Below are 12,895 nucleotides of genomic sequence, written 5' to 3'. Positions count from 1 at the left end.
GTGTTCTATCTAAAAGACACAACAAAAACAGGAGCACATCGATGCCCACGAGGGACAAGCCATGAATGCCCACAGCGATTCAATCGACATCGCCATCATCGGTTCCGGTTTTGCCGGCCTGTGCATGGCGATCAAACTCAAGGAAGCCGGGATCACCGACTTCTTTATCGCCGAACAGGCCGAGACGCTCGGCGGCACCTGGCGCGATAACCATTACCCAGGCTGCGCCTGCGATGTGCAGTCGCATGTGTATTCGTTTTCGTTTGCGCCCAACCCCAACTGGACGCGGCAGTTCGCACCGCAGGCGGAGATCCGCGCCTACCTTGAACACTGCGCGCAGCGTTTCAAGCTGACGCCCTACCTGCGCTTCAACATGGGCCTTGAACGTGCGGTGTTCTATGAACAGCAGCAACGCTGGCAACTGAGCTTCAGCGATGGCCGCAAGGTCAGCGCGCGGGTGCTGGTGTCAGGCATGGGCGGGTTGTCGCGCCCGGCGTTGCCGGATATTGCGGGGCTGGACAGCTTCAAGGGCAAGCGCTTCCACTCCCAGCAGTGGGACCACGAATATTCATTGAAGGGCAAGCGCGTGGCGGTGATCGGCACCGGCGCCAGTGCCATCCAGTTCGTCCCGCAGATCGCGCCGCAGGTGGCGCATCTGGACCTGTTCCAGCGCACGCCGCCCTGGATCATGCCCAAGCCCGACCGCGAAATTTCCCGCGTCGAGCGTTGGGCCTTCAAACACCTGCCCTTCACCCAACGCCTGGTACGCGGCGCCTTCTACTGGGCGCTGGAAGGCCGCGTGGTGGGGTTTGCCCTGCACCCGCGGTTGATGAAAATGGTGCAGAAAATCGCCCTGCGCCACCTGCGCAAACAAGTGGCGCGCCCTTCCCTGCGCAAGACCCTCACCCCGGACTACACCATCGGCTGTAAGCGCGTGCTGATCTCCAATGACTACTACCCGGCGCTGTCGCGCAGCAACGTCGAGGTGGTCAGCGACACGGTGCTGCGCATCGAAGCGGACGGCGTGATCACGGCCGATGGCATCAAGCACCCGGCCGATTGCCTGATCTTCGGCACCGGTTTCCAGGCCACCGACCCGCTGCCCCGCGATTGCATCATCGGTCGCGACGGCATCGACCTGATGGACGCCTGGCGCGACGGCGCCCACGCGTACAAGGGCACCACCGTGCCGGGTTATCCAAACCTGTTTTTGATCGTCGGGCCGAACACCGGCCTTGGGCATAACTCGATGATTCTGATGATCGAGGCCCAGGTCACCTACATCCTGGATGCCATTACGCAAATGCAGCGCCAGCGCATCGCCACGGTCGAGGTCAAACCCACCGTGGAGCTGGCCTATAACCAGCAGTTGCAAGCCCGGCTCAAGCGCACCATCTGGAACACCGGCGGCTGCCAGAGCTGGTACCTCGACCCGCGCACCGGCAAAAACACCACGTTGTGGCCCGGCTCAACCTGGCGGTTCAAACGTGACACGCGGCACTTCGCGCTCAAGGACTACGTCGCCGAGCCGTTGCCCACCTCGACACCCCGCCCTGTTTCGGCGCCCCACTCCACCGCAGAAGGCAGCCTGTCATGAAGTCATTCAACGGCCGCGTGGCGGCAATCACTGGCGCGGCGTCCGGCATGGGTCGCGCATTGGCCCTGGCGCTGGCACGCGAAGGCTGCCACCTGGCGCTCGCGGACAAGAACAGCCAGGGCTTGGAACAGACCTTGGCGCTGATCAAGACCTCGACGCTGTCCCCGGTGACGATCACCACCCACGTGCTGGATGTGTCCGATCGCCAGGCCATGCACGACTGGGCCGCACGCTGCGTGGCCGATCACGGCCAGGTCAACCTGATTTTCAACAATGCCGGCGTGGCGCTGTCGAGCACCGTCGAAGGCGTGGACTACGCAGACCTGGAGTGGATCATCGGCATCAACTTCTGGGGCGTGGTGCACGGCACCAAGGCATTTTTGCCGCACCTCAAGGCCAGCGGCGACGGACACGTGGTCAACACCTCCAGCGTGTTCGGCCTGTTTGCCCAGCCCGGCATGAGCGGCTACAACGCGAGCAAGTTTGCGGTGCGCGGCTTTACCGAATCGCTGCGCCAGGAACTCGATCTGCAACGCTGCGGGGTGTCCGCCACCTGTGTACACCCCGGGGGAATCCGTACGGATATCTGCCGCAGCAGCCGCATCGACGCGAACATGACCGGTTTTCTGATCCACAACGAGCAACAGGCCCGCGCCGACTTCGAAAAGCTCTTCATCACCGACGCCGACCAGGCCGCCAAGGTCATCCTGCAGGGCGTGCGCCACAACAAACGCCGCGTGCTGATCGGCCGCGACGCGTATTTCCTCGACCTGCTCGCCCGTTGCCTGCCTGCCGCTTATCAAGCCCTGGTGGTGTTTGCCAGCAAGCGCATGGCGCCCAAACAGCGCACGCAGGTGTTTGAAACCAACGACGAACCTCGTCTCTGAACAGGAGTACCCACGATGCTGCCCATCCGTCGCGATATCCGTTTTGCGTTGCCCGCCGAGCGCATCAAGAACTGGCACGAACAAGGCCCGTTCATCACGCACTTCTTCAACGCACTGTCGCTGTTGTTTCCCCAGGGCGAACTGTTTTTCATGGACAGCGTGCGCCACTACCGCCAGCGCATCGACGATCCGGAGTTGAAAAAGGAGATCCAGGGGTTCATCGGCCAGGAAGCCATGCACAGCCGCGAGCACGTGGCCTATAACGACCTGATGCAAGCTGCCGGCCTACCGGCGCACACCCTGGACCGGCGCCTCAAATTCATCCTCGACCTGCAAAAGAAACACCTGCCACCGTCGTTCAACCTGGCGGTGACCATCGCCCTCGAGCACTACACGGCAATGCTCGCGGAAATCCTGCTGAGCGACCCCACGCGCTTTGGCGAGTCACTCAAGGGCTACCAGCAAATGTGGTACTGGCACGCCCTCGAAGAAACCGAACACAAGGCCGTGGCGTTCGATGTGTGGAACACCGTGATCAAGCCCGGGCCCGGGCGCTACCTGCTGCGCACCGGCACCATGCTGACCACCACGGTGTTGTTCTGGCTGGTGGTGATGGATTTCCACCTGCGCCTGCTGATTGCCGACCGCAAGGCCGGCGGGCACGTGAAGGGCTTCTGGCGCATGCTCAAGTTTCTCTACGGGCCCAAGGGCGTGTTCCCGCGCATGCTGCGGCCATGGCTGCACTATTTCAAACCGAGTTTTCACCCCTGGGACCACGACAACCGCGCGCGGCTGGCGCAAATCGACAAGCTGGTCGAAGAAATCGAGCAGACGCAGCGTGAATTCGCCGCCACGCCAGCTTAATCCCGAGTGGCCGCACGCTCGCGCACAAAGCGCTCCAGCTGATCGCCGGGCAGCGCCTTGCTGAAATACCAGCCCTGAACAAACAGCTCGGTGCCGGTATTGAGGAAGGCCAATTGCTCGGCGGTCTCCACGCCTTCGACCACCACCCCCAGGTTCAGCGCCTCGCAAAAACGCAGCATGCCGGTCAGCACACGGGCGCCTTGGGGGTCGTGCTGGGCCACCACAAAGCTGCGGTCGATCTTGATGAAGTCCACCGGAAACTGGTGCAGATAGCTCAACGCGGAAAACCCGGTGCCAAAGTCGTCGATATAGACCTTGGCGCCGATCGCCTGCAATTTCTGGATCGTCTGGCGTGTGGCCGGGACATCGCGCACCAACGCATCTTCGGTGATCTCCACCGACACTTGCCCATGGGCCTGGGCGAGAATGCCCACCAGGCGCTCGCCATAGGCCGCATTCGTCAGGGTGGTACTGGAGATATTGATGGTCATCGGCAGGGCAAAGCCGATTTTCTTCCAATGCTGGTACTGGCGCACGGCCTGGGAGGCCACCCAGACATCCACGTCCGGCATCAACCGCGCCTGTGCCAGCCACTGCAGAAACTCCCATGGTGAGTGCACTGTGCCCTGGCTGTCGCGGGCGCGCATCAGTGCTTCGCAGCCGGTGCACAACCCGGTGCGCGTCGAGACCTGGGGCTGGAATTCGAGGTAGAACTCATAGTCGCTGATCTGCTGGATACGGCTCAGCTCGACGGCCTGGCGCGCCAGCACCTTGTGGGATGCCAGCACCGGGTCCAGTTCCAGCAGCCGGCCCTTCTCCTCCAGGCCGCGAAAGGTCATGTCCAGCGACTTGAGGTACACGGTGCTGCCGCCACTGGACCGGCGATGAATGGCGCGCACATAAGGCGCATACACCAGCGTGCCGATGCCCAGTAGCGCCACTTGCAGCACCACGGCCGCCAGGTCGCCGTGGGTACTGAGGTAGGCGTTGAGCAGCACCGGTGCAGTAAACGGCACGCTGGCCACCGCCGGTGACACCCAGCCCAGGTGTACCGCCGTCAGCGCCAGCATGGCATTGAACGCCGGCACCAGTAAAAACGGAATGAACAAGCGCGGATTGAGAATGATCGGCAAGCCGAACAGCAGCACCTCGCTGACATTGAATAACGACAACGGCAGACTGGCCATCGCCAGCAGGCGCATGGACTGGCTCCTGGAAAACAGCAGGATCGCCAGCAACAGGCACAGTGCACCGCCCGACCCACCGATAAACGCGAAACACCCCAGCAGGCCGCTGTTGAGCGCGTATTTGATCGGCTCACCCGCCGCCAGCGCGGCGCCATTGAGCAGCACCGCCTGGTCCAGCACATCGAACAGCGGCTGCAGGGCATACGCGCCGTGAATGCCAAAAAACCACAGCAGAGAATTCATCAGGGTCACAAACAAGCCGCTGCCGTAGGGCGATTGCAGCGCATCGAGCACCTGCGGCCCTTGCAGCTGCGCCACGGAAGGTATCTGCAACAGCAACGACAACATCGCCACCAGCGACAGCGCAGTGATAGTCCCCGGCACCACCATGTTGATGGTGCCCCGCAGGTTATGGCCCACCAGGTCTTCGTTGACCAGACGCGTCCAGCGAAAGCGATGCAGCCAGGCCACCGCCGGTACATTCAGCAACGGCGAGGCGATGGCGATAAACAGTACAAACGTCGCCGACGCCCGCGGGTAATCGCGCAAGACGAACGTGGCGACCACCACATGCGCCAGGCACAGGAACGCCACCGGCAATTGCGGCAGGCGATACTGGATCGCCAGCATGTAACCAATGGAGGCTGCCACCAACAGCGGGATCACCGAGCTGATCTGGTTATGCAGCCCAGACAAAAAGGCCACCACCTGCGGATCAAACCCCAGCGCCTTGGCGCACTCGGAAAGAATCAGGAAACCGGCCGACACCAGCAAACACGGCAAAATCCATAACAGGCCTTCACGGATGGCCCGTAACGATTCCGTGCTGGCCAAGGCCGCAAGGCGCTGGGTGAGGAAAAGTTTGAACAGCGTTTGCGCCATGACCCGTCCCCCTGCCCATCGCCCTCTGCCCGTGGTCGGCAGCCTCGAAATCCCCTGCAACGCTACACGGCCAGAGACCGGGAGCGAAAGGCTTTTGCCGTGACACGCGCAATTATTCAGAATTAATTTAACCCCCCTGATCCTTGTTGGTCAGGGTGAGTTAGCCCATCCTTTGCAGCTTAATTCTCGAACGGACTCGAGCCCAGGCCTTGCTCCCTGTGCTTTATACGCCATCAAGGTGCCTGCCGATGCGAGCAATCCTGCCGCTGACCTTTGTATTACTGGGTTTTTCAAGCGCCGCCGTCTACGCCAGCGTTACAGATTTTCCTGACGCCCAGGCCAGCGGTCCTGCTCGCCTCAAATGGATGGTCGGCGCCCCGCCGCCGCCGGACCGCACCGTGCGTTTTGACGATGGCAGCTATTTTCGCTTCCCCGCCATGCGCTGGAGCGTGGCGAACTGGAGCCGACCGGGCAGTGAACAGGGCGCCTATTTAACCGTGGACTCCATCGGCACACCGTTTGCCGGTGGCGGCTTGAACGCCGGGCTGCGGGACATGGCCCGTTTCGGTGAAATGCTGCGCAATGGCGGCCGCTTCAATGGCCAGCAGATCGTGCCTGAAAGCGTGGTCAAGGATATTCGCCAGGGCGGCGATAAAGAGGCTTTTGCCAAGGCAGGCTATAGTCAACTCAAGGGATGGAGTTATCGTGCCATGTGGTGGGTCACTCACAACCCCGATGGCGCCTATATGGCCCGCGGCGTCCACGGCCAGAGTATCTACATCGACCCCGCGGCCGAGATGGTGATTGTGCGCTTTGCCTCCCATCCGGTTGCGGCCAATGCCGCGGACGACGGTGTCACCTTGCCGGCCTATGCGGCCCTGGCACGCTACCTGCTCGAAAACCCGAGCACCTGAGCACCATCCATCATCGGGCAACATGATCTGCGCCAAGTCATGAGCCCCCCTCAAAATGTACTATCGGCGTGTTTTGGCTCCCGCGGGAAAAGGAGCCCGACATCAAGGAGAACTGTTCAAGATGCAATACAAGCTGTCCCACAACCTGCGTCCACTGATGTTCAACGCCCTGCTGTGGGTCGTCGGCGTCACCTTGCTGTTCATGGCCAGAAATGCCATCGAACACCTCACCGGACCCGTCGAAGAAACCTGGCTGGACTTGGACCTGGCAGTGATGCTGGGTGCCTACCTGTTATTTTTCTTGCTTGAGCCGATACGAAATCGCATAAGCCGCCGCTTACGCAAATACCTGCGACGCTGAACACCTCACCACAGGCCCGCTACCGGCGCCCGAGCCCCAGGAGTTTTACCTTGTCCCAACCCGGCGATAACCACCAGCGCGCCCTGGACAGATTCTTGACCGAACATCCGGAGGTGGCCACGCAGCTGGACACCCTGAACCCGCTGGCCGCTCAGGCCAAGCGCGAAACCCTGGAGCAGTATCGCGCCGAACGCCTGCATGAAGCCTTCGAAGCTGAAGCTGAACGACAGAACCTGTTTGCCTGGGAGCTGACACTCAAGTTGACGGCCGATTCACCCGAGGCCTTCGAAGCCCAGCGCCTTGAAGTGCACAAGGAAGTCGCACAAATGGCCGGGTTGAGCTGGGTCGACTACTGCCAACTGCATGGCCTGGCCCATTGAGCCTTGGGTTACAGCCACCCGCGTCGAGGGTGGCTGGCTATGGCCTCGCGTAACTCGGCGACACTCAGCACTCGGCGTTCAGGATCAACCGCCAGGGCCGAGCGCAAGGCGGGCCAGCAGCGCTTGGGCAGTTGCCGAGGCCGAACCAACGTTTGCAGGGGCTGACATCCACCCAGGCGTTGCCCATGGGCCAGTTCGTACACGACGCAAGCCACGCCATACAGGTCGGCGGCGGTGCTCAGCGCCCCGCCGGCGAGTAATTCCGGGGCAACATATGCGGGTGTCCACGCGTTGAAACGGTCGCGATTCAAACTCGGCAAGCCCACCGCCCCCGGCACTTGCTGATGGCCCAGGCCGAAATCAAACAACCGCACACCTTCTTCGCTGACCATGACATTGGCGGGTTTGATATCGCCGTGCAGTACGTTTTGCTGATGGATGTAAACCAGTGCATCCAAAAGCTGTAGGACCATCGGTTGCAGTTCTCGCCAGGGCAACCCAGCGGGGCACTCGGGCAGCAGCCGGTCGAGCGTGATGCCGTGCATCAATTCCATCGTGAAAAACGCGGCCTGGCTGGTTGTATCAACCTCGAACGAAAATGCCCGCACCACACCGTCGTGGCGCAGGCTGCGGGTCAGGGCAAACTCGCTGTAGAGCAGCACATGCGCGTCCGGGCACTGAGACAAAGTCTCGCCCAAAAGCTTGATTGCCACGCTGGAGCAGGACGCACCAAATTGCTCGTGCAACAAGTCACGAGCGCGATAAACCACGCCCATCCCGCCCCTGCCCAATTCGCGTTCGAGGTGATAACGCCCGGCGAGTAAGCCTGGCGCCACTGACGTGTCATTCATGGCTGTACCACCACGGCGGTCAAATCATCCCGCGCGGGCCTGCGCAATACCGTTGCAAATAAACGGTCGACCACCTGCTGCGGCGTGCCCACGCTCAACGCACGCCCCAGGTCGGCGTGACTGAGCGCCTGATACAACCCATCGCTGGCCAGCAGAAATACGTCCCCTGGCCGGGTGCTGAGTTCCAGCACCTCAAGCTGCAGCAGCGCTCGCGCACCGATGGCCCGGGTCAATGCCCTGGCCTCCGGGTGGGCCCGAGCTTGCGCCACACTCAATTGGCGCTCATCCATGAGGCGCTGCTGCAGTGAATGATCGCGCGATAATTGGTAAAGCCTTTGCTCGCGCCACAGATAACATCGACTGTCCCCCGCCCACACACAGGCGGCACGCCCCTGCTCAAGCAGCAATGCCACCACCGTACTGCCCATCGTGACGTCGCCGCGCGCGTCAGACCTGATACCCGCCTTCGCCAACTGCTGGCTGACGTGTTGCAAACGTTGCCGAGCCGCGTTAACGCGTTGATCAAGGTTACCTGTGGCAGACAGCGAAGCGAGACTGCGAACCACCCACTGGCTGGCCACATCACCGCCCTGGTGACCGCCCATGCCATCCGCCACGGCCCAACAGCGTTGCCGCGGACCGTCCAGGAACGCATCCTCGTTACGCGACCGGGCCTGGCCCTGTTGTGTGCGCCCGGCACTGCGCCACTCAATAGGCCGACTGCTCACAGTTGCTCAGGCAGGCGGAAAGTGCGCCACGCCTCCATGTCAAACGGGCTGGGCGTACGCTGACTGGTCAACAGGTAATTGGCCCGCAGCCCGGCAAGGTCGGCCTTGAATATCAGCGCATTCCTGCCGCTCGCCGGCTCTCGCTGCATCAAGTCAAAAAACCTGAACAACGACCAGGCGCCGGTATCTTTCTCGATACCCAGGGGGCGTTGCTCCGTGCCCCGCTCCAGTACCAGGCTGCTGCGACCGTTGTCGGCCTCCATCGGCCAATCAAACACCATGGGCACGATGGGTCCATGGCGATATTCCAGCTGTTTATCGCCAAAGCGCAGGGTCGCCCGACTGACCGACTGATCCAGGCTGTAGGGCGCTACGGTAAATCGAACCGACACCTCACCCTGCGGCTCAGTGAAAAACACCTGGCGGATAACCTCGGCTTTCGTCAGTTGATCCAGCACCGAACGCGAGACCGGCAACCCACTGCCATCCAGACCACGCAGCCTGTAACGGTTACCCTCAACACTGACGAAAGGCCGCAGGTAGCTTTCATAAAAGCGCGCCATGACGCCTTGGGGTTTGAAGAACGCTTGAAAGTCATTGAGGGCGACATCGCTGCTCGCATGAGCATTGAACGGGTAACGCTGGCGGATCGCCTTGGCATACAGCCCATACACCTCACTGTGATAGCGCTGGTTGACGTGCGAATAGGCCCCGTCCAACAAGTGACGCCAGCTGTTGTCAGCCACCCCCTCAAACCAGCCTGCGAGCGGCAACGGCAACCGTGCAGCGGCGTCACGCAGAGTGCCGAGCACATCCTGCTGCCCCTCCATTCGCCGCTTTACCCGTTGAAAAGCCGCCTGCTCGGGCGAGCTTTCGCGGTTGAGCGCAGCCAGTTGCAGGTGCAGCTCGTCGAGCAAACGCAATGCCTGGGTCAACTCGACGCCAGGGTTGTGCTGCTCGTCGAGCAACTGGTGCAATGGCTCAAAGCGTCGTTGCAACGCTCGGCGGGCAGAGTCTGGAAGGACGACCTTCGCCCCTTCAGCCACAGCCGTCTGAGCGATCACCCCCAACGCTCCCGTCTGAGCGGGTACGTTGGCCAAAGGGTCATGACCGGGCAGCAAACGCGTGTTTTCACGCAACAGCAGCAACAATTGCATCAGCGGCGACTGGGCTGACGTCAAGCCCGCGAGCTGTTCGGCATCCTGCCTGAGGCTGTCGCTCTGTTGCAGGCTGACGCGGCCAAGGGCGGCACTCCAGGTATCGGCATACTCACTGAAATAGCGCTGCTGCAGCTCAATCATCAGCCGCCGCAAATCCATGACACTGAGGTCGGCACCCTCCCCCAATACCCAGTTGTCCTGCGCAATGGCATTCACCAGCCGCGGGCCCTGTGCCTCAAAGTACTGCCAATACCTTTTGGTGTAGAAACCGGGAATAGGTGGATCAATGGCCGCGAATACCTTGCCATCGACAAACCGCAAAGGCTCGAGGTTGCGTGACTGTTCGCGCAACGCCCGGTAAACCACATCCGCCAGGGACTCACCCCGCAGCGCTTCGCGAGCCTTGGCCACAAGGGCTTCATCGAGCGGCGCAATGAACGGTTGCTCAAGCAGCCGCGCCAAGTGTTCATTCAGGCGTTTGTGCACCGACGCGTCACCTGGATAACGCGCAGACCAATGGTCTGCCATATGCTGTGCCAGCCACCCGGTATCACGGCGCTCCCGCAGATTGAGCATCAGGTAGGCGCGCAGGTTTTCCAGCAGTCGTTCGCGATTGCCAAGGTTGGTGCGAACTTGCTCCTCGAGCAGCACTGTTAGGCGGTCCAGTAACAGCTGCTGCACGGCCAGCTGATACGCGTGGGTCAAGGGTGGGCGGCTCAAATCACCCTGATAAAGACCGGCGCGCTCGATAAACCGTGCGTCTTCTGTTGCAGGGAAAACCTGCGTCGCTGCCCAGCGGGCATCCAACAGCGCCAGCAGTGTGAGGGTGTCGTCAGCATTCTGCGCAGCAGGTGCAGGTTGCACCGCCAGTGCAGCCACTTGCGCCAGGCGTTGCTGGTTGACGGTGTAGCTGTGCGTCCACAGCCACCCGGCGCTCCCGATAACCAGCACAACGGCGATGGCCAGTAACCCCTGGCGCAAATGGATGCGCCGTTGCTCCGGGGTCTGCAGACCGGCGAGGTCTGCCTCGGCGAAGATCACCCGACTGAACAGGCCCTGCACGAAATGACTGTGCCTGTCGCCGGCGCAGGTCAAATAGAAGCCCCGCAACCCGCTGATGCGCTGATAACGATGGGCGGAAAAAGCCGACTCCACGAACAGGCACAAACGCTCGCCGAGTTGCGCCGCCTGCTGGGGGAAGTCGAGCATAAGGCCACGGCGCTCGACATTACGCTCCTGATGCAATCGCGTAATCAGTTCACTGCTCAAACGCTGCAGCAGCTCGTCGAACGCGCGGCGCACCTGTGCGATGTCAACGCCGTCCTTGCCAACATCGAGTGGCTGGCCAAGCACGCTTTCTGCCTCCTCTCCCTGGGGCGCATCGAAGAACTCGGCAAACCCTGGCACGCGGTCAGCCTGGGTCAGCACCAGATACACGGGAACGTCCACGTGCAACGTTTGCTGGACCTCTTGCAGGCGCGAGTGCACCTGGCGAGCCTGCAGGTCCAGATCGTGCTCGTTACAGCCCAACAATGTTTCGACCGACAAAGCCACCACCACGCCATTGAGCGGGCGCACTCGGCGCCGCTGCCTGAGCAGACGCAACAGCGTCGACCAACCGGCGGCGTCCAGCGTGCTGTCAGGTTGTGTCAGGTAACGCCCGGGGATATCGATAAGTACGCTGTCGCCAGCGAAATGCCATTGCGCATGAGCCGTGCCCCCCACTGGCATTGCTTCTACGCGGTCAAACGGCAGTTGTAAGCCCGCCGCCGCCAACAGCCGCGTTTTGCCGCTGGCTTGCTCGCCGATCAACAGGTACCAGGGCAAGCTATTACGCCATCGCTGGTTATGCCCTGCGTATCGCGGCGAGGTTTTCAAGCGCTGGACAGCCTCTTTGAAGCGACCGCGTACCTGTCGCTGCTCGTCCTCAACCCATCCCAGTTGCTCATGGTGTGCCTGGCGTTCAGGTCTCTTGAGCTCAGCTGCCCGGCGTACGCCGACGAGGACCATCGCCAGCCCCCACAGCAGAAACAACACGCTGATGGTGACCAGGCGAGCACTCGCGCCTTGCCAGAAGCGGTGATCATCCACAGCCAGCAACGGCCCGAAACACCACACCAACACCGCGCAGGAAAGCACCAGCAACAAGCTCCAGACCCAAATCGTGCCCAGCACAGTGCGCGCGTTCTTGAGGAATGCGTTCATTCATTGCTCCCAGCGTTTACAAGGGCGTCTGAGTCAGTTCCGACGCCGAAAATTGAAAGGGTTGCAGCGCCCTCGCGGCTTCTTCGCCCAGCCGCCAGGCAAATCCTGTGTACATCGCCAGCAAACAGGCCAGGGTAAAGACTGCGACCCAAGTCACCGGGATAACGGGGAGCCGTTTACGGCGCGCACGCCCTGCTCGCGTGGGCTGCAAAGGCGCCGACATTGGCTCGCCTCGCACGTGCCTGATCTGTCGGTACAAGGCATCGCGTACGGCTTCAAGTTGGCTGACACCTCGCTCCATGATTCGGTATTTGCCTTCGAATCCGAGGGAGAGGCACAGGTACATCAGCTCCAGCATTGCCAGGTGCTTGACCGGGTCGCGGGACAGCCGCTCCAACAGTTGGAAAACCTTCTCCCCACCGAAGGTTTCGTTGTGAAAGCGGCTCAACAGGCTCATCTTCGACCAGTCGCTGCGGCTGCCCCACGCCGTAGTGACTACAGCTTCATCGACGACGCTGCACAACACATAACGGGCCGACATCACCTGGCTGCTCTCGACACCACTCTGCAAGGCGCGGGCTTCAAACTGAGTGACCGCCAATGCCATTCTGTCGTTGACCGCGCCCAAGCTTTCGCGGCCAGAGGCGCTTTTGAGCTGAACCACTTGCGACAACAACGCCCATGCGGCCTCAACGAGAGGGTTGAACCCCATCTTGAAGCGCGGGGTACCTTGCTCGTGGGCGGCGTAGATCATTCGATCTTCCAACTGCTCAAAGCGCGGCGGCGCAGGGAAGTCCGTAATCGGGCCGTGGCCCGGCCCACGGCCCTGATGGTCGAGCAAAACAGTCTTTTCATCCTGCAGGTATTCACTGTCCATTG

Annotated in this window: 11 protein-coding genes; 6 read left to right on the top strand and 5 right to left on the bottom strand. The window is 61.6% G+C overall.

Annotated elements, in window-relative coordinates; all coding sequences use genetic code 11:
• Positions 1 to 61 precede the first annotated feature (61 nt).
• The 3 genes from ACP7B3_RS00425 to ACP7B3_RS00415 are packed head-to-tail and all read left to right on the top strand — an operon-like array spanning position 62 to position 3,348.
• Entirely contained in the window at positions 62 to 1,597 is a 1,536-nt protein-coding gene (locus ACP7B3_RS00425; protein WP_426177178.1) for a flavin-containing monooxygenase, read from the top strand.
• Complete coding sequence (locus ACP7B3_RS00420) at positions 1,594 to 2,484, top strand: SDR family NAD(P)-dependent oxidoreductase (protein WP_145164432.1); 891 nt, start codon at positions 1,594 to 1,596, stop codon at positions 2,482 to 2,484. The genes ACP7B3_RS00425 and ACP7B3_RS00420 overlap by 4 nt, the downstream gene beginning before the upstream one ends.
• Positions 2,485 to 2,499: 15 nt before the next feature.
• Positions 2,500 to 3,348 carry a metal-dependent hydrolase gene (locus tag ACP7B3_RS00415; protein WP_242197269.1) on the top strand — a complete coding sequence of 283 codons (849 nt, stop codon included), beginning with the start codon at positions 2,500 to 2,502 and terminating at the stop codon, positions 3,346 to 3,348.
• Here the strand turns inward: ACP7B3_RS00415 and ACP7B3_RS00410 are convergent.
• Positions 3,345 to 5,417, bottom strand: coding sequence for a PTS sugar transporter subunit IIC/EAL domain-containing protein (locus ACP7B3_RS00410; RefSeq protein ID WP_426177175.1), 2,073 nt, complete (start codon positions 5,415 to 5,417; stop codon positions 3,345 to 3,347). The two genes, ACP7B3_RS00415 and ACP7B3_RS00410, sit on opposite strands and share 4 nt — an antisense overlap.
• A 248-nt stretch (positions 5,418 to 5,665) precedes the next feature.
• Here ACP7B3_RS00410 and ACP7B3_RS00405 point away from each other — a divergent pair, with 248 nt between their 5' ends.
• From ACP7B3_RS00405 to ACP7B3_RS00395, 3 genes are all read left to right on the top strand, one after another.
• The gene (locus ACP7B3_RS00405) at positions 5,666 to 6,331 is read left to right on the top strand and encodes a serine hydrolase (protein WP_426177173.1); all 666 of its coding nucleotides are present in this window, start codon (positions 5,666 to 5,668) and stop codon (positions 6,329 to 6,331) included.
• Between the two features lie 121 nt (positions 6,332 to 6,452).
• Positions 6,453 to 6,692, top strand: coding sequence for a hypothetical protein (locus ACP7B3_RS00400; RefSeq protein WP_145164439.1), 240 nt, complete (start codon positions 6,453 to 6,455; stop codon positions 6,690 to 6,692).
• 50 nt (positions 6,693 to 6,742) lie between these two features.
• Positions 6,743 to 7,072: a DUF6388 family protein gene (locus ACP7B3_RS00395; protein WP_426177171.1), complete on the top strand. Its 330-nt coding sequence runs from the start codon at positions 6,743 to 6,745 to the stop codon at positions 7,070 to 7,072.
• An 8-nt stretch (positions 7,073 to 7,080) separates the two neighbouring features.
• Here the strand turns inward: ACP7B3_RS00395 and ACP7B3_RS00390 are convergent, their stop codons facing one another.
• Genes ACP7B3_RS00390 through icmH form a run of 4 tightly spaced genes read right to left on the bottom strand, consistent with a single transcriptional unit; the run spans position 7,081 to position 12,893 of the window.
• A complete protein-coding gene (locus ACP7B3_RS00390; RefSeq protein WP_426177169.1) occupies positions 7,081 to 7,923 on the bottom strand; it encodes a serine/threonine-protein kinase in 843 nt (280 codons plus the stop codon).
• Positions 7,920 to 8,651 (bottom strand): PP2C family protein-serine/threonine phosphatase, encoded by a 732-nt coding sequence (locus ACP7B3_RS00385; protein WP_426177167.1) that lies wholly within the window; start codon positions 8,649 to 8,651, stop codon positions 7,920 to 7,922. Before ACP7B3_RS00385 ends, ACP7B3_RS00390 begins: the two co-directional genes overlap by 4 nt.
• Positions 8,648 to 12,016: a type VI secretion system membrane subunit TssM gene (gene tssM / locus ACP7B3_RS00380; RefSeq protein ID WP_426177165.1), complete on the bottom strand. Its 3,369-nt coding sequence runs from the start codon at positions 12,014 to 12,016 to the stop codon at positions 8,648 to 8,650. Before tssM ends, ACP7B3_RS00385 begins: the two co-directional genes overlap by 4 nt.
• A gap of 16 nt (positions 12,017 to 12,032) precedes the next feature.
• A complete protein-coding gene (gene icmH, locus ACP7B3_RS00375; RefSeq protein ID WP_426177163.1) occupies positions 12,033 to 12,893 on the bottom strand; it encodes a type IVB secretion system protein IcmH/DotU in 861 nt (286 codons plus the stop codon).
• Positions 12,894 to 12,895 lie beyond the last annotated feature (2 nt).

This window comes from Pseudomonas sp. TWRC1-2, assembly GCF_049896685.1.
Classification (GTDB): domain Bacteria; phylum Pseudomonadota; class Gammaproteobacteria; order Pseudomonadales; family Pseudomonadaceae; genus Aquipseudomonas.
This window is presented reverse-complemented; position numbering and strand designations above follow the sequence as displayed.